This window comes from Thiothrix caldifontis, from assembly GCF_900107695.1.
GTDB lineage: Bacteria > Pseudomonadota > Gammaproteobacteria > Thiotrichales > Thiotrichaceae > Thiothrix > Thiothrix caldifontis.
Map to the genome: position 1 here is coordinate 133,086 of NZ_FNQP01000001.1, position 24,598 is coordinate 157,683.

Consider the following 24,598-nt stretch of genomic DNA (forward strand, 5'->3'; position numbering starts at 1 on the left):
CAACACACTCTTTAAGAACCACTTTCTAAACGACCACTATTATTTTGTGCTCTTAGGGTCAACCCTTAGAATAGACTGTTTATACAAAAGAGTCTGGTTGAATTTCTCTATTGGCTGGCACAACCCGATTTAATTGCAGTATCTTCTGAGTGTTTTGCCAGTCTGTTTCTCATTTATCAAAAGAACATAAGGCTATGCTAATGTGTTTTTCAGTGCAAGTTGTATTTATACGACAACATTCCGGGTATCCGTTTGATGTTGAATCCAGTGAATACCCGGAAGTGCTGTTTAACCCTTGCGGTATTTACGTATGGCAACCGCGCCTAACAATAAGCTGAGTAAGATCTGCGCCCATTGCGTTAAGGTGGGTACGGCAACAGATTGTTGAGGTGGAACAGTGCTGGCTTTTTCCAAATAATCGGGAGTGCCATTCGCGTTAGCATCGCCTAGCTCATCTTTAGTCGGAATGCCATCAGCGTCATCATCCTTATCCAAAGCATCAATTGTACCATCACCGTCGGTATCACGCGGTTTGCTGGTGTCGCTACCGATTTCGGTTTTATCCATCACACCATCAGCATCGGAGTCTGGGTTGTTAGGGTCAGTGCCTAATAGGGTTTCTTCTGCATCCGTTAGACCGTCACCATCGCTATCTTTGGGTGTAGTGTCGGTGCTACAAACAGCAGGACAACCATAGTTAGCGGCGTAATGATCGGTATCCGTTGACCCCCAACCTAAATTGAGGATGCTATTTCCCGGATTAGTGCCGACTGAGTTCTCCGGCGCTTCAGGGGGTTGGTTAAATGGATCAGTTGCATTTTCCAGCAAAGTGACCGCGCCTGAACAAGCACCAGCATTGGCAAAGCTGAATACCTCAATTTCCTGGCCTTCCTGCCACTGCATGGCCTTAGTATTGCTAATCGCTGGTGTGAAAGAGAGGTAGTCTGCGTCGGTATCTTCTTCAGGTGCGAAGACATTGGAGGTGTTGCTCCAGCTTAAACCACTGAAAGCTGATTGAATGTCAGTCGCTTCAAAACGCTCTTCACCACCCACATGCGGTACTTTCAGGGTGACTTGTGCACTGGTTAAATTATTGGGTGATGGAATGCTGCCGGGGTACATATACACATGGTAGCGTTGATCCGTACTACTCCATGCTACCCGGTAGTAAGCACGGTTCGTTTCTGGGTTTGTGGGTGCTGTTGCGCATTCGCCGTCGTCGGTTGCTGCTTTGACGGTTAGGGTAATACTGGCTTCGGTGGTATTACCAGCGTCATCTGTAATCCGGTACGTGAAAGTGTCTGTACCACTGTAGCCAGCCGTTGGCGTGTAAATGATTTTATTGTTTTGGATAATCGCCGTGCCGTGCGTGGGATTGTTAACAATCGTAAGGATCACGCTTTGATCTGCGGGGATTTTATCGTTTGCCAGTACATCCAATGAGCTACTAGGGTTAGACGCGTCGACCGTAAAATTATCGGTGGTGGCTTCTAACGCTGGAGTAACAGCGGTGACAGTGACAGTCACGGTAGCCGAGGCTGTGTCTTTGCCATCCGAAACGGTATAGGTGAAGCTATCCGTACCGCTAAAGCCTGCATTGGGGGTGTACATCGGTTTGCCGTCTTGCAGTACGACTGTGCCGTTTTCGCCAGACGTTACGGCGGATACGGTTAGTTTGTCGCCATCTGCATCGCTGTCATTGGCGAGTACATCAACAGTGATGGGGCTGCCAGCGGTAGTCGTGACCTTATCTATAACAGCGCTAGGGGCGTTATTGGTGGGGATCACGACATCGGAGCAATTTGCCGCTTTGCCATAGTTACCAGAGTAGTCATTGTCATCCGTTACTCCCCAGCCAGCATTGGCAAATTGGTTGCCGGGGTTAGTTCCGGCAGAATTATTTGGAGCCTCTGGTGGTTGGTTGAATGGGTCAGTGCTGTTATTCATCAAGGCAACGCTGCCAAGGCAAGGTCCGGCATTTTTGAAACTGAAGGCTTCTTGCTCGACCCCGGCTTTAAAAGCAAAGGCTCGCACATCAATCGGTGTAAAATTGAAGGACAGGTAATCAACTGATTTATCTTCATCCGGGGCAGCAACTTGAGCGCCTTGCGACCAAATGGTTCCTGCTTTGGACTGGACATCGGTGGCAGCAAATTGTTGATCGCCGGTTGCATGAGGAACGCGCAAGGTCACTTGTGCTGTCATGCTCAGATCGGGTGATGGTGCGGTAGTCGGGCGAACAAATACACGGTAACGGCTGTCTACGGAATCCCACGCCACCCGATATTCAACACTGCCTACGCCTGCGAAAGTTGTATGAGCAGCCGGTAGCAATACCAGCAATGCTAACCCCCTTGAAACTGCTTGTCTGATCGATTTTTTCATGGTTACCGACTCTCTATTTTGTTTTTGGATTTTAAAAGCCTATGGGTATCAGGGCAGTTGTTGCCTGATGATATAATTTGCACTGAAAGTGCTGTTAACCGGGTGCAATAAAACATTACCCAGCAGTAAATCAACATCATTGGATGGCCCTGCAAAAATAGTCAGGCCATCCAAGTTGGTATCAGTTGCCTGATAACCGTTCAGCTTATAATTGGTGCTATAGGCAGTGTTATCTGTTGCCAATAAAATATCACTCAGCACTGATCCTGAATCATTGGCTGGGCCTTGTGCAATGATTTGCTCATCGCCGCGCGTATTACCTGCCCATAGCAACGCTACTTTCCCTGATAGTGTGCGTGCATGATTGCCATACGTGACTGTATTTTCCTGGCTGAAATCCACCATAACTGTCGTGTCACCAAAGGCAATGGCAGATGCACTCATCACCGCAAGATGATTACGATGATGGACGGATAGATAGTAGTTACCCGGTTCAATCATATTCAGTGTGAAGCTATTTTCCCCTGTTTGGGAATCCACAATATCACCATCACGCTGAACCACACCTGTCACGCGGGCTTTAACCAAGGTCGGATCAGTCGAATCACGCAATTCAAGTAATACCCAATCAACAATCGCATCATTGCCGCTGGTTTCTAGCAGTTTACTGGCAACATGTTGACTGCCTGTATTGGGAAGGTCACTCAAATGGTACGGTGTGGTCATGGGTAATTGTTGCTTAATACGTAGGGTGTCACGCATTAAACGTGTCGAGCTATCAAATGCACCTTGCAGCATGACTCTCGCCTGCAAACGGATGCTGGCAGGTGCTTGACACATTGTGGGGCAGCCATAATTACCTGAATAGTTGTTGTCGCTTGCTGTACCCCAGCCCAGGTTAGAGAACTGATTGCCGGGGTTAGTGCCTGTTGAGTTGGGTAGATCGTTAAATGGGTCGCTGTTATTGTCTAGCAATGCGACGGAGCCAATACAAGTGCCAGTGTTGGCAAAGCTAAAGATTTCAAGTTCCTTACCCGTTTGCCATTGGAAGGCTTGGGGGGAGTTAGGCGTCATGGTGAATGAGATATAGTCAGCACTGGGGTCTTCCAGCGGCGCATCGACCCGCGAGTTATCTGACCATATAATTCCTTCGGTTGCTGAACGGATATCGGTAACCTTAAACCTATCATTGTCACTAGCGTGCGGCATTTTGAGGGTGACTTGGCTACCAAGACTCATGTTGGGAGTTGGCACGCTACCAGGGTACATGTATACATGGTAACGCTGATCAACATTGCTCCATTCCACCCGGTAATAGACGCTGTTAGCAACAGGGGCTGCCGGAGCACTCAGGCACTCAACGGCACAGCTTGCGGGTGTGCCATAGTTGCCGAGGTAATCATTATCATCGCTTGAACCCCAGCCAGCATTCGCAAATTGATTGCTAGGGTTGGTATTCATGGAGTTTTTAGGATTCGCAGGTGGCTGATTGAATGGATCAGTGGTGTTATTCATTAACTCGACGTTGCCGAGGCAAGCACCTGCATTTTTAAAGCTGAATATTTCTTGCTCTTCGCCCGCTTTGAAGGCGAAGGCTCTAACTTTAAAGCTGAATATTTCTTGCTCTTCGCCCGCTTTGAAGGCGAAGGCTCTAACATCTACTGGGGTAAATGCAAAAGAGAGATAATCCACAGACGGATCTTCTGGTGGTGCAGAGACGTGTGCGCCTAAAGACCAAGAAGTGCCTGTTTTGGCTTGAATATCGGTCACGCTGAACTGGTGTTCGCCAGTACCGTGAGGAACCCGCAAGGTAATTTGACCTGTTAGGCTCAAATCCGGTGTAGGCGTGCTGTTGGGACGTAAATAAACACGGTAACGCTCATCTGCTGCATCCCATGCCACCCGATATTCCACTCCACCTTCACCAGCAAACATCGCTGGACTCCATTGCATGAGCAGTAGGAACGTAAGGCAGTGATAAGCTGTCTGGCGTAAGTTAATAAGCATTAGCATTCTTTGTTAAGATGGTTAAAGTAGCCAAGGGGCGGGAAGCCCGCCCCCAGACTGACGGTCATCAAGGCAATTGCTGATTGATGATGTAGTTAGCACTGAAAGTGCTGTTACCCGGATGCAACAGAACGTTGCCTAGCAGCATGTTCACATCGTTGGATGGCCCGGCAAAGATGGTGATACCGTCCATATTGATGTCCGTGGCTTGATAACCGGTCAGACGGAAGTTGGTACTGACCGACAGGTTTTCTTTTGCCAGCAGGACATCACCCAAGATCACACCGGTATCGTTGGATGGGCCGTTGGCAATGACCCGAATATCCGTATTCGCATTACCCGCCCATAACAATGCTACCGTGCCGCCATTTGCTGTGATCCTCGCGTCTTTCCCGAATACCGTAGTAGTTGGCTTGGTGAAGTCAATGCTTGGCACGGCGCTACCGGTAATGGTGACAGGCGTGGCAGTCATGACCCCTAAGTGGTTACGGTGGCGCACTGAAATGTGGTAGTTACCCGGCAGTAAGCCAGTCAACATCAGCGAAGTGCTGCCGGTTGCTGCATCCACAATGTCGCCATCCCGTTGTACCAAGCCCGCAATGCGTGCTTTGATGGTTGCCGGGGTAGTGGGGTCGCGCACTTCCACCAGTACCCAGTCAACCGGCGCATTGTTACTCGTAATGGCAAGCTGAGTCGCCGCCATTACTTCTTTGCCGATGTATTTGATGCTGCCGATATTGTAAGGTTGGCTCAGTGGGAGCAGACCTTTGCTGCGTAAGTCGTCCTGCATCAATTTGCTGGTGCTGTTGTAAGCGCCTTGCAACATGGCTTTGACTTGGATTTTGACCGCATCGACACTGGTGTCGAGGTAGTCTGGAATACCATCCATGTCACCATCTAATGCATCCTTCGGATCACCGTCTTTGTTCGGGTCGTTGCCTTCGTCTTTAGATAGGATGCCATCGCCGTCATCGTCGGTATCCAGATAGTCGGGCTTGCCGTCTTTGTCGGTGTCATCATCCAATGGCGTACCGCCGTTGTAGTTTTCAAACTTGGTCAGTACTCCGTCGTTATCATCGTCGGTATCCAGCGCATTAGGCTTGCCGTCGCCATCGGTATCAATCGGTTTGGATGGATCAGCACCGACTTCGGTTTTGTCGTCAATGCCGTCACCGTCGCTGTCTTTGTTCAGCGGGTTAGTGCCTGCTTTAACTTCATCACCGTCGTTGAGGCCATCGCCGTCAGTGTCCGGTTTTTTCGGATCGGTACCAAGTTTGGCTTCGTCTTCGTTGCTTACGCCGTCACCATCCGGGTCGCCTTTAGGACCATCGGTTTCATTGGTGTCGAGGTAGTCTGGCTTACCGTCACCGTCGGTATCCACTGCATCCGCTGGGTTGCCGTCACCGTTCGGGTCATTTTTCTCATTTCGAGAAACTTTGCCGTCACCGTCGTCATCATTATCCAGATAGTCGGGTTTACCGTCTTTGTCGGTGTCATCATCCAATGGTGTGCCGCCATTGTAATTTTCATACTTGGTGAGTACGCCGTCGTTGTCATCGTCGGTATCCAAGGCGTCGGGTTTGCCATCACCATCGGTGTCGATGGGTTTTGATGGGTCAGCACCGACTTCGGTTTTGTCATCAACGCCATCGCCGTCAGTGTCTTTGTTCAGCGGGTTAGTGCCTGCTTTAACTTCATCACCGTCGTTGAGGCCATCGCCGTCAGTGTCCGGTTTTTTCGGATCGGTACCAAGTTTGGCTTCGTCTTCGTTGCTTACGCCGTCACCGTCTGGGTCGCCTTTAGGGCCGTCGGTGTCATCTTTGTCCAAGTAATCGGGCTTGCCGTCACCATCGCTGTCTTTAGCATCGTCTGGAGAACCGTCTTTGTTCGGATCGTTGTTTTCGTCTTTGGACAGTTTGCCATCGCCGTCATCGTCGGTATCCAGATAGTCTGGAATCTTGTCGCCGTCGGTGTCGTCATCGGCTGGTGTGCCACCGTTGTAGTTTTCGTTTTTGGTCAATACGCCGTCGTTATCATCGTCGGTGTCCAGCGCGTCGATTTTACCGTCTTTGTCGGAATCAATCGGGGTGGCTGGGGTTGGACCTACTTCGATTTTGTCGCCGATACCATCACCGTCGGAGTCGGGATTTTTCGGGTCAGTCCCCGCTTTCGCTTCATCTGCATTGGTCAGGCCGTCTTTATCGGAATCGCCAAGCGGACCGTCGGTGTCGTCCTTGTCCAAATAGTCAGGGATTTTGTCACCATCAGTGTCGATGGCATCAGCGGGTGATTCGTCTTTGTTAGGGTCATTACCTTCAGTGGCGGAAGGTTTGCCGTCACCGTCGTCATCGGCATCCAAATAGTTTGGCGTGCCATCGCCATCGGTGTCGGTCATGTTGGTGGATGGGTTGGTATCACCATCGGTGTTGGCATCTTCAGCGCCGGTAGGCAAACCATCACCGTCATCATCACGGTCTTGGAAGTCTGGGATTTTATCGCCATCTAAATCCGGCAGGGTGGCTGCTTTGCCGCCATTGTCGGGGTCAAACGCATCGTCCAAGCCATCTTTGTCGGTATCTTTATTGGTTGGTACAACATCGGCTTTGCCATCGTGGTTAGCGTCATGGCCTTCGATGCGGTCTAATACGCCATCGTTGTCGCTATCATCATCACGGCTATCGGGCGTGCCGTCTTTGTCAGTGTCGGTTACGCCATTGCCTTCGGCAGTATCCAAAATGCCGTCATTGTCGTCGTCGAGGTCGTCAACATCTTTCACGCCGTCGCCATCGGTGTCGGGGCGATTATCAGTCTTGTCCAAATAGTCAGGGATTTTGTCGCCATCAGAGTCTTTAGCATCTGCTGGATTGCCATCACCATTGGGATCATTGTTTTCATCTTTAGACAGAATCCCGTCATTGTCGTCATCGACATCCAAATAATCAGGGGTTTTATCACCGTCGGTATCGTCATCCGCTGGTGAACCGCCGTTGTAGTTTTCAAACTTGGTCAGTACACCATCGTTGTCATCGTCTGGATCGTTGGCATTGATAATGCCATCGCCATCGGTGTCAGTAGCAACACCGCCTGGTGCTTCTATACCGTCAGGAATGCCATCACCGTCGGAGTCTGGATTGTTAGGATCAGTACCGATGGTTTTTTCTAATCCATCTTTCAAACCATCGCCGTCACTGTCTAAACTGTCGCTACAATCCGCAGCCGGACCGTAATTACCTAGGTAGTTGTTTTCGTCCGATCCGCCCCAACCCAAGTTGGTAAATTGGTTGCCGGGGTTGGTGCCTGCGGAGTTATTGTTACCATTTAACAACGGTTTGTTGAATGGGTCAGTATTGTTGTCGATCAAGGCAACCGGCCCTAAACATTCGCCCGCGTTCGCGAAGTTGAAGACTTCTTTTTCTTCGCCCGCTTTCCACTGGAAAGCATCCGATTTGATCATATTCAAGCTGAACGATAAATAGTCGACGGAGGCATCTTCAACCGGCGCATCGACTCGTGAGTCATTTGACCAAATGGTATTGGTTACGGTGATCTTGGGGTCGTCAACCGTAAAAGCACTCGCCCCAGTAGCATGAGGAACGCGGATGGTGAATTGCCCCGTCATGCTCATGTCTTTGGGCGACGGTGTCGCGTTGGGTTTCATGAAGACATGGTAACGGTCATCTTTGGTATCCCAGCGGATACTGTATTCCAAGGTTTGAGCCGCCCATGCACTGTTACCCGCGAGTAACAGGACAGAAGCGCTCAAACCGAGGTATTTACGAAGTTTTGTGGAATGCATGATTAGACTCTCTCGCTAATTTTTATAATGGTTAACAGCGTTCTCGCAGAACGACTTCCCTTTTTACGGTTGTAAAAGGGGGAAGACGTATTATTTTTTGCAAGTAATCGCGTCGCCGTCATTACCAGCGTAATGGTTATCGCTGACTGCACCCCAACCTAAATTGGTGAACTGATTACCAGGGTTGGTGTTGGCTGAGTTAGGTGATTTATTAAAGGCATCATCGTTTGCCATCAACGCTACGCCATCGACACAGCCGCCTTCGTTCTGGAAGCTGAAGATGACTTGTTCTTTGTCTGCTTCCCAGTTGTAGTTGCGTGCACTTGCACCTTGCAAACCCACGAAGGAGAAGGAGATGTAATCGCTGGTAGCATCTTCTTTCGGCGCATCAACGCGGGATGCTTCTACCCAGTTAGAGCCTTCTACAGCGCTGGTCAAACCAGTTACTTTAAATTCACTATCATGAGGAGCCTTGATGGTGACTTGACCCGTCAAGCTGATGTCGGGCTTTGGGGTAATGGAAGGTTTCATGATGACTTGATAGGTTTTGCCATCGTCCGCCAATGCTAGCTTGTAGGAAAGAATAGCTGTTGCTGCTGCCGCTTTTGCTTCAGTTTTAGCCGTATCAGCGGCAATGACATTACCGGTGACGACGGCAAGTACAATTGCGCCGCTCAGTGCCAGCATGTGACGAAAGGATTTATTGGTTTTCATTCATTGTCTCCTGTTGGGATAGCCCGTGTTATGGTTTAGTTATGACCAGCGTTATGCTTTAGTTATGATAAATGTTTTTAGATGCAAGTTAATTTTTTACTGATGAATGGCGAGGCGATGGCATACCAATATGCCTCGCCATTTTCAGTGTGTTATCGGCTTTTCCCGCAGACGGTGCTGGAGCTACTTCGGAATAGCGCCCAACATCATGTAGTTAGCTGCCATCAAACCATTACCCGGATGCAGCAGCACGTTCCCCAACAATAGGTTAATGTCATTGCTGGGGCCGGAATAGAGGCTGATGCCATCCAAGTTCAGGTCGGTTACATAGTAACCTTTCAAGCGGAAGTTGCTGTTGGTCAACAAGTTGGTCGGGTGCATTAACACCGTACCCAGCACCACGTTGGTGTCGTTGCCGGGGCCGTTGGCAATGACGCTATCGCTATTGTTGGCTTCACCTGCCCACATTAGCGCTGCATCCTTACCCAACAAGCGCGGATAGTTCCCCATTACGGTTTGCGATGTCAGCGTGAAATCCACCGCCGTCAACGTGGGTGACAGCAGCATCGCATCCTGCGTGGTGATACCCAGATGGTTACGGTGGCGCAGACTCACGTAATACTGATCTTCCACCACATTCGGAATCAGCAACTTGGCTTCGTTGGTTTGCGGGTCAGCCACGTCACCGTCACGTTGCAGGATTGCCGCTGCTCTGGCCACCACGGTTTTGGGGGAAGTCTTGCTACGTAATTCCACCACGACCCAATCCACAGGAGCGTTGGCATCGTCGAGTGTCAGCAAAGACGGCGCGAGGCTTTCTGTGCCGGTATACCCCAATGATGTGACCGCGTTGGTGTAAGGCTGGACTGCCGGAATCAAACCTTGCTTACGCAAATCGTCACGCATTAACCCATCCGCTGTGCTGTAAGCGCCTTGTAAGAAGCCGCGCACATGCAAGACCACAGTGGGGATTTCGTTCGGGTCTAAGTAGCTCGGAATGCCATCCGCGTCTGCGTCATACGCATCAATCGGGTTGCCATCCTTGTTCTTGTCGGCTTTTTCATCGGCGGTTAGCTTGCTGTCACCGTCGTCATCGCTGTCGAGGTAGTTGGGCTTGCTGTCGGTGTCGGTATCCAGCGCATCCGTAGGATTGCCGTCACCATCCGCATCCGGTTTTTCGTATTTGGTGAGAATGCCGTCGTTATCGTCATCCACATCCAGCCAGTTGAACTTGCCGTCCGCGTCGGTATCGGTGGCATCGGTTGGATTGCCGTTGCCGTCCTTATCCGCCATTTCGTACATCGTTAGCACGCCGTCGCCGTCATCGTCGGTATCCAGCCAATCCGCAATGCCATCCTTGTCGGTGTCGCGTTGGTCAGCCGGGTTGCCGTCTTTGTTCGGGTCAGCTTGTTCGTATTCGGTCAACAAGCCGTCGTTGTCGTCGTCAGCGTCGAGGGTATCGACAATGCCGTCTTTGTCGGAATCACGTTTGCCCGCCGGATCTTCGTATTGGCTGAGTACGCCGTCCCCGTCGTCATCGTTATCCAGATAGTCGGGTAACAAGTCGCCGTCGGTATTGCGGGCATCATCCGGGTTCAGGTCGCCATTGGCATCTGGCAATTCTTCTGCTGTGGGTGTACCGTCGTTGTCATCGTCGGTATCGAAGGCATCCGCCGTGCTGTCAGCGTCGGTATCCGCTGGCACGGCAGGGTCTGCGCCAACTTCCGTGCCGTCATTCACGCCATCATCGTCGGTATCGGCTTTCAGCGGATCGGTTTTAGACTTGTTTACCTCGTCGCTGTCGCTGAGACTGTCCCCGTCGGTATCGGATTTTAGCGGGTTAGTGTTGAGGGTGTTAACTTCTTCACCGTCATTAAGACCGTCGCCATCAGTATCCGGCTCCCAACGGTCTGTGCCCAGTTCCGCTTCTTTGGAATCCATCAAGCCGTCACCGTCGTTGTCTTCATCCACGTCCACCACGTTGATGACGATGGTTTGTTCGCTACAACCACCTTCGGAGTCACAGGCTTTCACGGTTAAGGTGTAAGCATTGTCCTTGTTCTTATCCGCAGGTGCTTCGTAATCGGGTGTGAGTTTAAAGCTAATCCCGCCCGTTTTCGGGTCAATGGTGAAACGGGCATCATCATCCGAACCCACGATGCTATAGCCAATGCCGAGTGCTGCTTCGGTATTTTTGTCATCCGATACCTCGACATTTAACACCACACCGGTAGCATTTTCATCGAAAGTGGTGGCAGCGGGTGATTCAAACACGGGGGGGGTGTTCGGCACGCGCCAGTTCACTTCGTCGCCCGTTTTTGGGTAGGCTGCCAGTACATCGGTAATACCGGCATTGGCAGGACCAAAGTTGGCATCATCTGTGTCGATTACATCGTCTAAACCATCACCATCAGCATCAACTCCTGATAATACGGGTACGTCGGATTCGGTATTGTCATCGCCGCCGGTGTTTTCGGCGTCGTTGTCAATATAGTCTGGTTTGCTGTCGCTTTCGGTATCGACTGGGGTTAAACTCGCGCCGTAGGCATCATCCACACCGTTTTTGTCCGCATCCACACCGGATGGGGCAGCGAATGTTGCGGTGGTTTGTGCTTCGATATTGTCAGGAATACCGTCACCGTCAGAGTCCAAATCCCACTGGTTTTGGATGCCGTCGCCGTCAGTATCAACAATGCCTTCCACGCTATTGAGGATGCCGTCACCGTCTAAGTCGAGGTCGTTTTTATCGCCAACGCCATCATGGTCGGTGTCTTTCAGCACGGTAATGGTCAGCAGTTTTTTGGTGACTACGCCTTCCACATCGGTTGCGGCGACTTCCACCAGATAGGTGTTGTTACCGTCTGTATCGGTGGGGGCAGCAAAGCTAGGTGTTGCTTTGAAGGTCAACTCACCCGTGGCAGGGTCAATGGCAAACAGTGCCATGTCATCGCCGCCGGTCATGCTGTAAACCAGTTTGTCGCCTTCGGTGTCGGTGTCATCGGTTGCGGCAAGGTCAACGGCTGGTGCAGTGGTTTTTTCCACGTAGTCGATAGCTGCGGGGTTTGGAATAACCGGAGCAGCATTCACCAAACGCCAGTACACGTCCGTGCCATTGTCTGGGTAAGTGGCTAATACATCGGTAATGCCTGCGTTGGCAGAGCCGAAACCGGCATCATCGCTGTCGATGCCATCATCCAGACCGTCGTTGTCCGCATCCGCACCGGTTAGGGTAATGCCCGCTTCGCTGGTATCATTATTGCCGCTGTTGTCCGCATCCGTGTCCAGATAGTCGGGCGTATCCGTGCCGTCAGTATTGATCGGGATGAGGCCAGTGCCGTAAGCATCATCCAGACCGTTTTTATCGGCATCCACACCGGACGGGGCTGTGAAGCCTGCGGTGGTTTGCGCTTCAAGGTTGTCAGGAATACCGTCGCCGTCAGAATCTAGATCGAACTGGTTGGCAATGCCGTCGCTGTCCGTGTCTGCTGTGCCTTCCACGCTGTTGAGAATACCGTCGTTGTCAGAATCCAGGTCGTTTTTGTCGCCGATGCTGTCGCCATCCGTATCTTTCAGCACGGTAATCGTTAGCATTTTCTTGGTGACAACGCCTTCGCTGTCAGTGGCAGCTACTTCTACCAAATAAGTGTTGTTACCGTCTGTATCGGTGGGGGCAGCAAAGCTAGGCGTGGTTTTGAAGGTCAGTACACCCGTTACGGTGTCGAAATCAAACAGGGCAGTGTCATCGCCGCCGGTTATGCTGTAGACAAGTTTGTCGCCTTCGGTGTCGGTGTCATCGGTTGCGGCAAGATCAACGGCTGGCGCAGTGGTGTTTTCCACGTAGTCGATAGCTGCTGAATTGGGGATAACTGGCGCAGTATTGACTGCCCGCCAGTTCACCTGTGTGCCAACTTTTGGATAAGTTGCCAATACGTCAGTAATGCCCGCGTTGGCAGAGCCAAAACTGGCATCGTCAGTATCAATTGCGTTATCCAGCCCATCGCCGTCAGCATCTGCATTAGCCAAGGTAAGTTTGGCTTCATCTGTGTCGTTTGCGCCGCTGTTGTCGGAATCGGTGTCGAGGTAATCTGCTGTATCTGTGCCATCGGTATTGACTGGGGTCAAGCCAGCGCCGTAGGCGGTATCAACGCCGTTCGCGCTAACTGTGCCAGACGGCGGGATGTAGCCTGCGGTGGTTTGCGCTTCGATATTATCGGGAATGCCGTCGCCATCGGAATCAAGGTCATACTGGTTGGCAATATTGTCATTGTCCGCATCCGCAGTGCCTTCTGTTGCATTGGGGATGCCGTCACCGTCAATGTCGTTGTCTTTCGAGTTGCCAATGCCGTCGCCGTCGGTGTCGACTTCGGTGACGGTCATGGCTAAGGTTTGCTGGTCGATTTCGCCCGTGGCATCGGTAACGGTGACGATGACATCATAAACATTGTTCGCGCCAGCATCTTGGGGAGTACCCCAACTCGGAGCGGCTTTGAACGAGATGACCCCAGTGTTCGGGTCAATGGTAAACAAAGCAGCGTCAGTGCCGCTAAGTGACCATGTTAGGCCAGCACCTTCGGTTTCACCGTCGGTATCGGTTGCGGCATAGTCCAGTTCTGTGTTGGCCTTGCCTTCAGGAACGTTAACGGTATACGTGTCGCCGCTGCTGCCGGTGGAAATGACTGGGGCATGGTTGCCGAGAATACGCCAGTTAACTTCAGAGCCATTCTTGGGGTAAGCGTTCAGAACATCAATAATGCCTGCGTTGTTAGGGCCATAAATGTTGTCGTCGGCGTCGACACTATCATCTAAGCCATCATTGTCCGCGTCGCTTCCCGTTAGCGTAATTCCCGCTTCAATGGTATCGCTCGTGCCTGCGTCATCAGAGTCTTGGTCAAGGTAGTCAGGAATGCCGTCACTGTCCGTATCCACCGGGGTTAAACCTGTGCCATAAGCCGTGTCCAAACCTGAAGCGCCAAGTGTACCTGACGGTACAATATAGCCAGCGGTGGTTTGGGCTTCGATATTATCGGGAATGCCGTCATTGTCACTATCCAGATCTAACTCATCCACCCGGCCGTCGCCGTCCGAATCCCCGTTTGTGCTAGGCAGGGCATTGGCTTTTTCGATAGAGTTGAGGATGCCATCGCCATCAGCATCGCAGTCCACCGGGTCGCGGATAGCATCAAGGTCGAAGTCACCCAAGCCCATGTTCCCCGGCAACATATAAGATTCGTAAGCTTTACCACCAAAAACGGTGATGCCGATTTCAACATTACTGCTGATGGTGTACATCGCACCTGCATCCACCACAATTTTTGTCCACGACAAGTCAGAGTTGGGAACGCTTGTCCATGTAGGGGCAGTAGCTGGTGCAGCACCGTTGATTTTTAGCTCCCCCGTATTGGCTGTTGGTGAAACGATCAACAAAGTGTTGGCAAAATTAGGCTGGGCTTTGAAAATGTGACGACTGAGCCAAATCTCACGGGAGGGTACGATACCCATCGCTGGATCGACATCGGTTGTGCCACTGAATTGTGCGCCGACAGCATATTGAACGACCTGAATTTTTTTCCCGTTGGTCGTAAAGCGGTGCACCGTATCATTATTCGTAGCACTGCCAGTCCAAATACCGCCCGCACCCAATGTCGCTACCAGTACGCCATCTCGGTAAACTTCCGTGCCTGCTTCCGCAGCAACTACCCGTAACATTTGCCCATAAGGAATCGGAGGAACAACATATTCCACCCCCCAGTCTTTTACGGATAACATTTGTTCTACGAGGGTGTCACAGGATGTCACTCCCACTGGGACGTTGGCACAAGCAGCCCCCCCAAAAACGGACACGGGCTTGTCGGACAAAACGTGTGAGCCGGTAATATCGTTAGCACCGTTTTCAAAGGAATAGACTTGGCCTTCATTCAAAGTAATGTTGGCTGGTGCACCACCCGGCTTGGTGACGGTAACGCTGGTATTGTCTTGCGAGGCAACGATGACACCCCGTGAAGGTACTGTGGCATCAAAACCGTTATAACCGATCACATAATATTCGTTACCGAGTGCATTGGTGGGGTATCCCAAAAAACCATCGGTTGTATAGGTTTGTTCGTTGATAATGTAGGCGGATACATCATTGTTGCCGGTGATTTTTAAACCGTTGTTGAGAATGACGCCATCACCACTGACCTGAAAGCTGTTTGGTAAGTCTGTTTCAAAAAAGCCTGAAGCGGGAATGGTGTAGTCCAATGACCAACTGCCATCTTTGCTGCTGAGTGTACCGGTTGTACCCTCTTTGCCCACTAAGTTGAGGTGGATAACGCCGTCATTGTTGTAGTTGCCTAATACACCCAGCCAGAATTGCCGACCACCAGAGCCACCAGCACCTTCACAGCTACCGGCGAGTACCGTAGGTGAAACCGCTAAAGCCAGTGTGGCGGAAAGGATTAAGCTGGTGAGTCTGGATTTGCGGTGTGTTATCGCCTGCTGCTGAAATGAACCCTGCATCAGAAAGTCCCTCGGTAATATTTTAATTATTGATGTTGCTAAGGTCTGGGGGCATCTGTTTAAGTAACTGAGCCTTGTTACTGTGGGATGATCCATAAAATTAATATTAGCGGCAATAAAAAACAGATTAGCGGGGCGGAGTGTCGTAGGGGAGATGGAGGGTGTTAAGCATCAGCCATGCTACAATTGCCGCATTCAACCAACCAACAAACATGGAAAATGATGACGACACATACCTCGAAGAATGATGACAATCCACCCAAAAAGCGCCGCTGGTTACGCTGGCTGCTGGAAGCACTGGTTATCCTCGCTATTATTTTCGGGGTTCGCACTTGGCAACAACGCGGAATGCTGGAGGGGGAGGCACCTGACTTTGAACGTACCGTATTGAGTGGTGAGGTTATCCACCTTGACGATTACCGAGGCAAACCGGTCTTGCTACACTTCTGGGCGAGCTGGTGTCCGATGTGTGAGTTGGAACAAAGCAGCATTACCGGCATCGCCAACGACTGGAAAGTGATCACGATTGCGTTTCAATCCGGTGGCACAGAAGAAGTGCAACGCTACATGGAGCGTAAAGGTATTACCGAGTGGGTTACAGTTGTGGATGAAGACGGCTCACTGGCAAACCAGTACGGTATTAAAGGTGTGCCAACCAGTTATGTGCTGGATGAGGAAGGCATGATTCGTTTTCGTGAAGTCGGGCTAACCTCCGGCTGGGGGTTGCGCTTGCGTTTATGGATGGCAGACTGGTTGGTTTAAATGGCTTGCCATAAGAGCAATAGCCCCATACCAACGACGAGTAAACCCGCTACCCGTTTAACGGTTTGATTGCGGGTAAACTTTGCTAGCTTCGCTGCTGCTGCACCCATCAATAACAGGTTGGGTAATGTGCCTAGCCCAAATGCCAACATGAGTAATGCCCCATTAGCAACACTGCCTGCTGATAACGTCCAGATCAGCACGCTATACACCAGCCCACATGGCAACCAGCCCCAAATAAACCCCAGTGGCAAGGCTTTTGCCGGGGAATCAATCGGCATAAAGCGTCGTCCCAAAGGCTCGATGCGTCGCCACAGCACCCGTCCGAGATTTTCGATTTTGGCAACACCCGCCCAGATACCGGCCAGATACAAACCCAGTGCCACCATGAATAATGCCGCAAACACCTGAAGCCCATGCCGTAAACTTTCCAGTTCGCCGAACGCTAGAAAAGCAGCACCTAAGCCGCTAGCGAGCGCACCAGCAATCATGTAACCGCCGATACGTCCGGTATTATAAGCGAGTAAAATAGGGGCTAATGTAGCAGGCTGGTTACGCTGTGCTGCCGGAAGGCTGAAGGTAAGGGCGCTAACAATACCTCCACACATCCCCAAGCAATGGACACCACCCAATAGCCCTACCAGAAAGGCAGCTAAATAATTGGAATGGGCTAACCAACTCCACTCCATCAGTTCAGTGTCTGCCTTGCCTGATAATGGTCGCCGACAAAGCCAGTGAAGAAGTTTTCCAACAGTGGGTGTTCTACCGGGTCGGAAGGATCTGCTGCTTCTAAGTTGCGCTCGGCAACGTAAGCAACACGCCCGTCCTGATCAATCAGTACGTGATACCAAGGTTCTTCTTTGGTTGGGCTACCGGCTTCCACATTTTTCTGAAACCATTCTTCAGTACCCTTAAAATCAGGGTCAACGTCGAAAATGACGCCACGATAGTTAAACAGGCGATGATGAATCACCTGACCAATGCCGAACGAAGCAATTTTTTCTTCCATCATGACAGTTCCTCAATGCTTTTCATAATCATGCTCTATTCCCAATATGCGACTCCTGCGAGTGAATATCAAGATTCCTTTGAATTTGCTTTATCGCCTCAATACGACGGCGGTGCAATTCTTCCTTGATGTTCGCCCCTTGAAAGCCATCTTGAATCACTGCTTGTACGGCTACTTGCTGGCAAGCGGTTAAGGCTTGGCGAAAGTGCCCAGCTTGCGGATAAGGGCGGCTTTCAAAGCCAGTACGTCCTCTTGCATCCGCTTCACACGCTATTAACAGTTGTTCAAAACGTTCAGGTTTGCGGAAAGCGTCGGTGCTTTCTAGTACTTTCAATACGGTTTTAGGTTGCAATTCCAGTGCTTTATGAATTCGACCGTGTTGCTCGGCAACGTGTTCCGCTAATTCACGAAAACGGTTGGGAATTTTTAGGCGTTCGCATAACTGTGTCGTTAATTGGCGGCTGATAAGTTCATGTCCGTGATGACTGGGTAAAATGGTTTGCGGTGTTAAGCCTTTACCAAGGTCGTGGGTGAGCGCGGCAAACCGTACTTCGGGGGCGCTACTCAGTTTTACGGCTTGTTGTAATACCATAAGGGTGTGGATGCCGCAATCAATTTCCGGGTGATACTTAGCAGGCTGTGGCACACCGAAGAGGCGATCCAGTTCGGGGAAAAGCACTTGCAAAGCACCACAGCCGCGCAATACCTCAAAAAAGCGTTCCGGGGCGGGTTCTGCTAACGCCCGCACCGTTTCTTGCCATACCCGTTCAGGTACGAGGGCATTGACTTCGCCTGCGGCAACCATATCGCACATCAGTTGCTGGGTTTCTGATGCTATTTGAAAACCTAAGGGGGCAAAGCGGGCAGCGAAGCGGGCTACCCGCAAAATTCGCACCGGGTCTTCAGCAAAGGCTGTGGAGACATGCCGCAATAGGCGTTGTTGCACAGCGGCTTGCCCACCATAAGGGTCAATGAGGATGCCATTCGTGTCTTGTGCCATTGCATTGATGGTGAGGTCACGTCGGGCAAGATCTTGTTCCAATGTGACATCAGCCGCAGTGTGAAATTGAAAGCCGTGGTAGCCTTGAGCGGTTTTGCGTTCAGTACGTGCTAAGGCGTATTCCTCACCCGTTTGTGGGTGCAAAAAGACTGGGAAATCACTGCCAACGGGTTTGAATCCTTGTTGCAATAAATCAGCAGGGGTTGCGCCTGTGACAACCCAATCGCGATCCTTGATGGGTAATCCCAATAACTGGTCGCGTACTGCACCACCGACAAGATAGGTTTTGATGTTTTTCATGCGTGAATTATGCTGGTCTGAGTGGCTGAACGTATATTTTTTACAGAATATTAGAAAACTCTAATTTATTGATAAGTAAGGCCAACATTGACCTAGAGCACGATTTGTGGTGTTATTCTGGTTGCTTTGGGAAATGCTGGCAAGTACTAATCTTACAATTAAAGTAATCCCCCCTCATTCACTAGTTAGGAGTTCGCATTAATGGCTCACATCGTAATTCTCGGCGCTGGTACAGGTGGAATGCCCGCCGCGTATGAAATGAAAGAAATGCTCGGTAAGGGGCATGAAGTCACGGTTGTCAACGAGCGTGATTACTTCCAGTTCGTTCCCTCTAATCCTTGGGTTGCTGTTGGCTGGCGGACACGCTCTGACATCACTTTCCCCATTGAAAAATACTTGTCTAAAAAAGACATCAAATTTATTTGCAGCCGCTGCGAAAAGATTGATGCGGAAGGCAATGCGCTGCATTTGGCGGATGGTCAAATCGTTAAATACGATTATTTGGTTATCGCCACAGGGCCAAAACTGTTCTTCCAGGAAGTCGAAGGCGCTGGCCCCCACGGTGGTCATACGCATTCCGTTTGTGATGTCACCCATGCGGAAGGCGCGTATGCCGATTACCAAAAACTGCTGGCAAAAGGCTCCGGTCATATCATCGTAGGTGCAATGCCGTTTGCTAGTTGCTTTGGTCCTGCGTATGAATTCGCTTTCATTGTGGATGCTGATTTGCGTAAACGCGGGCTGCGTCACAAATTCAAAATGACCTACGTTTCTTCTGAGCCGTACATCGGTCACTTAGGTTTGGGTGGTGTAGGCGATTCTAAAGGAATGCTCGAATCCGAACTGCGTAACCATCACATGGGCTGGATTACCAATGCGAAGACCACCAAAGTCGAAGCAGGTAAAATGCATGTAACCGAGATGACCGCGAAAGGCGAAGTGGAAAAAGAACACGTCATCGACTTTGATATGGCGATGATGCTGCCAGCGTTCAAAGGGGTCGATGCTGTTGCTGCTGTTGAAGGTCTGTGCAACCCGCGTGGTTTCGTGATTGTGGATGAATTGCACCGCAGTCCGAAATACAAAAACATCTACTCCGCTGGTGTTTGTATCGCCATTCCGCCGGTAGAAGCAACGCCTGTCCCCACAGGTGCACCGAAGACCGGTTATATGATTGAATCCATGGTCACTTCTCTGGTACATAATATTGCAGATGAGCTGGCTGGCAAAGAGCCGCACACCACGGCCACTTGGAACGCTATCTGTTTGGCGGACATGGGTGACACGGGCGCAGCTTTCGTCGCACTGCCGCAGATTCCACCACGTAACGTGGCTTGGTTTAAGAAAGGCAAGTGGGTACACATGGCTAAGATCGCGTTCGAGAAATACTTCATCCGCAAGATGAAAAAAGGCAGTTCCGAACCGTTCTACGAAAAGTCCATTTTGAAGATGATGGGTATTACCCGCATCTAACGGGATCTGACTGAGGAGTCAGGGGCACTTGATGGGAGGCACTGCGCCTCCCATTTTTATTTGAGGTTCTGATGCAATTACCTAACGATATTCAAGCAACCGTAGCGCGGGCTTTAGCCGAAGACATTGGCACTGGCGATGTCACCGCTGGGCTGATTCCGGCTGATAAGCAAGCCAGTGCGACGGTGATCTCCCGTGAAGACGCGGTGTTATGCGGGGTGGCGTGGTTTGATGAGGTGTTTCGCCAGCTTGATCCAGCCGTGCGGATTGAATGGCAGTATCAGGATGGTGAGCGGGTGGCTACCAATGCGCTGCTGTGTACCTTACAGGGCAGTGCGCGTTCCATTTTGAGTGGCGAACGGGCGGCGTTGAATTTCCTGCAAACCTTATCGGCAACCGCTACTGCGACGCGGCGTTATGTGGATTTGGTGGCGCATACGTCTTGCCGGATTTTGGATACGCGCAAAACCTTGCCCGGTTTGCGTACCGCCCAGAAATACGCGGTATTGTGCGGTGGCGGTACAAATCACCGCATCGGTTTGTATGACCGCGTGTTGATTAAGGAAAACCACATCATGGCGGCGGGGTCGATCACGGCGGCTATCCAGCAGGCGCGGGCGTTACACCCCGGTATTCTGGTGGAAGTGGAAACTGAAAATTTGCAGGAGTTGGCGGAAGCGACGGCGGCACACGCTGACATTATTATGCTCGACGAATATAGCCTTGCGGATATGCGCGAAGCGGTGCGGATGACGGCGGGGAAGATTCCGTTGGAAGCGTCCGGTGGGGTTAGCCCGGAAACCTTGGTGGCGATTGCCGAAACGGGGGTAGATTTCGTGTCGATTGGTGGGATTACGAAGCATGTGCGAGCGGTTGATTTGTCGATGCGGTTTGTGCCGGAATAGCCCGTAACAGCTTATTCCGCTTCTAGTGCGAAGTTAACATCCTCGTACAAATCATGCATCGTACATTCACAACCTACGCTGGCAAACTCAATGGTTGCCGTTTCACCGTGGGCTGCAAACAGTTCCCACCGCCCCAGTGCATTTCGCCGGAACACGTCCACCTGATAAGCGCGTGGGTCGATCAGCACGTATTCCTGCAAACTGTCCAGCTCACGGTATAACGCAAACTTGCCGCCACGGTCATAGCCTTCTGTGCTGGGGGATAGCACTTCAATCACCAATATGGGGGATTGTTTGAAATGGCTGCGTTGCAAATCGGCTGGGTCACATGTCACCATCACATCGGGGTAGAAGAAGGCGGTATCTTGCTTGACGCGCACTTTCATGTCTGCCATGTAAACGCTGCAACCTGAGCCGCGAAGGTGGTTTTTTAGAAAGGCGAAAGCGTTACCACTGACACGCACATGACCGTCTGCCGCGCCCGCCATCGCGTAAGCTTGCCCATGCACGTATTCATGGCGAAACGGCGCATCGCGTTCACCTGCAAGGTAATCTTCTGGGGTGATGCCTAATTGTTGTGCTAGTGCTGCCATGATGTTACTCCTGCATTGGTGCGTTTCTGGAGTATACCAAGGTTTGAGAAAGTTGTTGGTTCGTCGGATTGCAACTCTTCCAACAGTTTTGTTGCAAGGTCATGTTGCGTCATAAATCACCTTTCAATGGTGCATTCTTCGGGCTTCATATCCGTGCCGTCGGGGTTGAGGCAGTATTCTTTCAGCAGCCCCGGTAGTTGACGGTCTGCCAGTTCCTTGAGTTCTTTGAGGGCATCCACGCGCCATTGGAGTTGAATGCGCGTCCATTCGACACGTGGCTTGATGGAGGCGGTGGAACGCTCATTGGTCAGGGTGGGTTCGTAGGCTTTCAGGGCATCGAGTTCCTTGTCTGCGCCGATGCCTTCCATTGCCAGCAGGGCGATGTCGATGGCGTGAAACAAGCCTTGGCGGGTGATGGGGTTATCGGTTGCCAGCCATTCTTGTTCCAGCTTTTGCAGCAGGGGTACGCCGAGGAAATCGCTGTTGGCGAGGCCACGGGCGGCGGCTTCGCGGACTTTGGCGAGGTTGTGGCCTAACAGTTTGATGCCTTCGGCTTCGTCCATGTTGGCGATGGCGTAAGCGTATTCGTAGGTGAAGGGGGCGGGATCTGCGAGTTTGTCGGCTTCGCTGTCAGTGGCTTTCGGGGCAGTTGCTGCGGGTTCTGCATCACGGCGTTTGCGCCAGTCGGCATAGGCTTGGTCGAATCTATCCAGTTTGGTTTTTAGTTCGTCTAGCGTTAGTGGTTTTTCTTCCAGACCCGGTTGGTTGATAGGAAGTTGACGTGCTTTTTCTTCGGATTCTTGTTTGTCTTCGTCTGCCAGTTGTTTGGCGGCCTCGTCACGGGTTTGCTGATCGACTAATAATAATGTTTTGAGTAGTAGACGTTTTTGTACTTCATTCAGGTTGTTACCACGTTCCATGCGTAGGGCTGTGATGACGGCACTTCGGCGAACTTCAGAATCGCCATTTTTCAGACGATGTAGCAGGAAATCTAGCAACTCATCGGAAGCTATGCGGCTAGATGCTTCGAAATTCTCACTCATGACAGCAAATAAGCTGGGCATCATAGGATGCTTACCCAATTGGGTTAAAGCCTCTGCCGTTGAGTCACGGACATAACTATCTTTGTCCTTGAGTAACCTCAGTAGTGCAGGAATGGCATCCTTGGCTTGCAACCTCCCCAATGCCGTTGCTGCTGAGCCACGGACATTACTATTTTCATCCTTGAGCAAATCCAGCAGTGCTGGGATAGCATCCTTGACCTGCAATAGTCCCAATTCTGTAGCTGCTGAATTGCGGGCATCTTTATTTTCATCTTTGAGCCATCCCATCAGTGCAGGAATGGCATCTTTGGTCTGCAAAACCCCCAATGGCTGCACTGCTGCTTGGCGACCAATATTTGTATCCTTGAGGAGACCCATTAGCGCAGGAGTGACATTCTTGGCTTGCCGTGTCTTTGTCAATTGGTTACGGCTATATTCATCTTTGATCGGAATGGCATCCTTGGCTTGCAATACTTCAGATACATCCGGGGAGTTAGCCAGTGCATTTATAGCATTATTGTTGTTTTTCGCTAATACCGTCAGTTGGTTACGGGCAGTTTTGTTCGCGACCTGCGTTGCCAACTGTTGCACCCAGAATTTTTCTTGTTTATCGAGCATATCTGCTCTCATATTAACTTTATCATAAACTAATACGACCCCCGCAGAGCTATTGTTGTTATCTATAATTTCCTGTTTTATCGCTGGACTTGGGGAATTTTGCAGGATGTCATAAGCTGTTCGTGCCGCATCGGGTACAGCCATATCCATAAGATGCGGCAATGCCCGTTTAGCCAGTTCAATGTTCTGCGGAATAATGGATTCTTTCGCTAGCTTCAATGCTTTTTGGGAATCGCCATTCTTTGTATAAGCTGTTACCCGTTGGTCGATAGACAGGCTACCTGTCAATTCAGCTTGTAATTCGCCGTAATCCGCCACCCACTTTTGGTTGAACTGCTTATCCGGTTCGAGCTGGTTACGCTCAAAATTCGTTTCGGCGATATAATCCTGCTGACGGAATAGATCGAAACTCCCCTGTTTACCCTGCCACAACTCCACCTGATTAGAAATGCCCTGTTTGGGACTAAGCCGCAACTGGTAGTTCGTGGCGTTAACATAGTAATCCCACCCTGCAAACAGTATCACAATAGCTACGACTCCAGTCGCGGTAATTTGCGGTAGCTTGCGTTTACGCATCTGGTCTTTCCACGCGCCATTCCAATGTTCGATACTGCTAGAAAATATATCGTGGTGAAGCTCATACCACGTCGCCTCACCCTGTTGCTGGCTACGCAGGATACGCACTGCCGTCAGTTTTTCCAACACCTTACCTAATGCAGTTTCATTCACCCGCACCGTTTCCGCCAACGCAGCGGCGGTGTAAGTCATCTTCACTCCACGCTGGCTTGCCAGATGGTCGAAAGCTTTGGAGGCAAATTGCTTTTCCGCCAGCGTGAAAGTTTGCAACACGCCATTCAGGTGGTTGCTCAAAATACCCTTGGATTTGCCCATTTTTTCGTAAGTCATCAGCCGCATCAACTTGTCCGGGGCAGCTTTGTTCAGTTCCCATAGTTGCGCACAGACAATTTGCAGGTAAGTTGGCTCGACAGTTCCCAGCAGTTCAACCAAAGGCGAAAGCGGCAAGCGGTCAAGTTCACGGCTGATCAAATCGTTCAGCAGCATTTCCAGCAGCACGGGTTCGTAGCGGAAGCCGACTTGTTCCACGGGTATGACAATCGCCTCGCGTGCGCCAGCCCACCCCAGCTTTTCCAGCCGATAGAAATTCTCAAACAAAATGGTCGGCAAACGCGGCTTGAACGCATTCAGTTCCAGCGCGAAATCTTCGCGCATCGACAACACTAGGCTCACAGGCAGTTGCGGATTGGTGATGACCGCCGTCAGTTGCTCAATTAATGGCTGAAAACTGGCAGTCGCCCGCTGATAACGAAAAAACTCCTCAAACTGGTCGAGGATAAGCACCAGCGGATGGCGCACAAACAGCCCGCAGAATTCCAGCAACTCCACCAGCGTTTGCCCCACCTCATCCGCCGCCCCTTCAGGCAATTTTCCGCTGGTGTGCAAGGCTTGCAGCACCGCTGCCCGCACACTACCGACT

13 protein-coding genes are annotated in these 24,598 nt (G+C 51.0%); 3 read left to right on the forward strand and 10 right to left on the reverse strand.

Features of this window, described 5'->3' with window-relative positions; genetic code table 11:
• Positions 1–288: 288 nt before the first annotated feature.
• The 5 genes from BLV87_RS00670 to BLV87_RS00690 all read right to left on the reverse strand — a co-directional run bounded on the left by BLV87_RS00670 (position 289) and on the right by BLV87_RS00690 (position 15,400).
• The gene (locus BLV87_RS00670) at positions 289–2,385 is read right to left on the reverse strand and encodes an IPTL-CTERM sorting domain-containing protein (RefSeq protein ID WP_093064359.1); all 2,097 of its coding nucleotides are present in this window, start codon (positions 2,383–2,385) and stop codon (positions 289–291) included.
• Between the two features lie 48 nt (positions 2,386–2,433).
• The gene (locus tag BLV87_RS00675) at positions 2,434–4,392 is read right to left on the reverse strand and encodes a hypothetical protein (protein WP_139282096.1); all 1,959 of its coding nucleotides are present in this window, start codon (positions 4,390–4,392) and stop codon (positions 2,434–2,436) included.
• A gap of 67 nt (positions 4,393–4,459) precedes the next feature.
• A complete protein-coding gene (locus BLV87_RS19920) occupies positions 4,460–8,188 on the reverse strand; it encodes a hypothetical protein (RefSeq protein ID WP_093064363.1) in 3,729 nt (1,242 codons plus the stop codon).
• A gap of 90 nt (positions 8,189–8,278) precedes the next feature.
• Positions 8,279–8,902 (reverse strand): cadherin, encoded by a 624-nt coding sequence (locus tag BLV87_RS00685; protein WP_245706861.1) that lies wholly within the window; start codon positions 8,900–8,902, stop codon positions 8,279–8,281.
• Positions 8,903–9,085: 183 nt separating this feature from the next.
• Positions 9,086–15,400 carry a cadherin domain-containing protein gene (locus tag BLV87_RS00690; RefSeq protein ID WP_093064365.1) on the reverse strand — a complete coding sequence of 2,105 codons (6,315 nt, stop codon included), beginning with the start codon at positions 15,398–15,400 and terminating at the stop codon, positions 9,086–9,088.
• Between the two features lie 177 nt (positions 15,401–15,577).
• Between BLV87_RS00690 and BLV87_RS00695 the strand changes: the two genes are divergently transcribed.
• Positions 15,578–16,162 (forward strand): protein disulfide oxidoreductase, encoded by a 585-nt coding sequence (locus BLV87_RS00695; protein WP_245706863.1) that lies wholly within the window; start codon positions 15,578–15,580, stop codon positions 16,160–16,162.
• On the opposite strand, the gene BLV87_RS00700 is transcribed toward BLV87_RS00695, so the two are convergent.
• Genes BLV87_RS00700 through BLV87_RS00710 form a run of 3 tightly spaced genes read right to left on the reverse strand, consistent with a single transcriptional unit; the run spans position 16,159 to position 18,471 of the window.
• A complete protein-coding gene (locus BLV87_RS00700; RefSeq protein ID WP_093064367.1) occupies positions 16,159–16,851 on the reverse strand; it encodes a sulfite exporter TauE/SafE family protein in 693 nt (230 codons plus the stop codon). The genes BLV87_RS00695 and BLV87_RS00700 overlap by 4 nt on opposite strands.
• Positions 16,851–17,174, reverse strand: coding sequence for a heat shock protein HspQ (gene hspQ, locus BLV87_RS00705; RefSeq protein ID WP_175517793.1), 324 nt, complete (start codon positions 17,172–17,174; stop codon positions 16,851–16,853). Before hspQ ends, BLV87_RS00700 begins: the two co-directional genes overlap by 1 nt.
• Positions 17,175–17,199: 25 nt before the next feature.
• Positions 17,200–18,471 (reverse strand): multifunctional CCA addition/repair protein, encoded by a 1,272-nt coding sequence (locus BLV87_RS00710; RefSeq protein WP_281241302.1) that lies wholly within the window; start codon positions 18,469–18,471, stop codon positions 17,200–17,202.
• 201 nt (positions 18,472–18,672) lie between these two features.
• Here BLV87_RS00710 and BLV87_RS00715 point away from each other — a divergent pair, with 201 nt between their 5' ends.
• Complete coding sequence (locus BLV87_RS00715; RefSeq protein WP_093064371.1) at positions 18,673–19,944, forward strand: NAD(P)/FAD-dependent oxidoreductase; 1,272 nt, start codon at positions 18,673–18,675, stop codon at positions 19,942–19,944.
• Positions 19,945–20,015: 71 nt separating this feature from the next.
• Entirely contained in the window at positions 20,016–20,849 is an 834-nt protein-coding gene (gene nadC, locus BLV87_RS00720) for a carboxylating nicotinate-nucleotide diphosphorylase (RefSeq protein WP_093064373.1), read from the forward strand.
• A gap of 11 nt (positions 20,850–20,860) precedes the next feature.
• Here nadC and BLV87_RS00725 read toward each other — a convergent pair whose 3' ends face one another.
• Both BLV87_RS00725 and BLV87_RS00730 read right to left on the reverse strand, forming a co-directional pair.
• Positions 20,861–21,442, reverse strand: a complete 582-nt coding sequence (locus BLV87_RS00725) for a Uma2 family endonuclease (RefSeq protein WP_093064375.1) — start codon at positions 21,440–21,442, stop codon at positions 20,861–20,863.
• A gap of 116 nt (positions 21,443–21,558) precedes the next feature.
• A complete protein-coding gene (locus BLV87_RS00730) occupies positions 21,559–24,588 on the reverse strand; it encodes a HEAT repeat domain-containing protein (RefSeq protein ID WP_093064377.1) in 3,030 nt (1,009 codons plus the stop codon).
• Positions 24,589–24,598: the final 10 nt, after the last annotated feature.

Excerpts from the sequence above, each read along its gene's own strand:
- BLV87_RS00670 (WP_093064359.1), bottom strand. The coding sequence starts at position 2,385 with ATGAAAAAATCGATCAGACAAGCAGTTTCAAGGGGGTTAGCATTGCTG.
- BLV87_RS00675 (WP_139282096.1), bottom strand. The coding sequence starts at position 4,392 with ATGCTTATTAACTTACGCCAGACAGCTTATCACTGCCTTACGTTCCTA.
- BLV87_RS19920 (WP_093064363.1), bottom strand. The coding sequence starts at position 8,188 with ATGCATTCCACAAAACTTCGTAAATACCTCGGTTTGAGCGCTTCTGTC.
- BLV87_RS00685 (WP_245706861.1), bottom strand. The coding sequence starts at position 8,902 with ATGAAAACCAATAAATCCTTTCGTCACATGCTGGCACTGAGCGGCGCA.
- BLV87_RS00690 (WP_093064365.1), bottom strand. The coding sequence starts at position 15,400 with ATGCAGGGTTCATTTCAGCAGCAGGCGATAACACACCGCAAATCCAGA.
- BLV87_RS00695 (WP_245706863.1), top strand. The coding sequence starts at position 15,578 with ATGCTACAATTGCCGCATTCAACCAACCAACAAACATGGAAAATGATG.
- BLV87_RS00700 (WP_093064367.1), bottom strand. The coding sequence starts at position 16,851 with ATGGAGTGGAGTTGGTTAGCCCATTCCAATTATTTAGCTGCCTTTCTG.
- hspQ (WP_175517793.1), bottom strand. The coding sequence starts at position 17,174 with ATGATGGAAGAAAAAATTGCTTCGTTCGGCATTGGTCAGGTGATTCAT.
- BLV87_RS00710 (WP_281241302.1), bottom strand. The coding sequence starts at position 18,471 with ATGAAAAACATCAAAACCTATCTTGTCGGTGGTGCAGTACGCGACCAG.
- BLV87_RS00715 (WP_093064371.1), top strand. The coding sequence starts at position 18,673 with ATGGCTCACATCGTAATTCTCGGCGCTGGTACAGGTGGAATGCCCGCC.
- nadC (WP_093064373.1), top strand. The coding sequence starts at position 20,016 with ATGCAATTACCTAACGATATTCAAGCAACCGTAGCGCGGGCTTTAGCC.
- BLV87_RS00725 (WP_093064375.1), bottom strand. The coding sequence starts at position 21,442 with ATGGCAGCACTAGCACAACAATTAGGCATCACCCCAGAAGATTACCTT.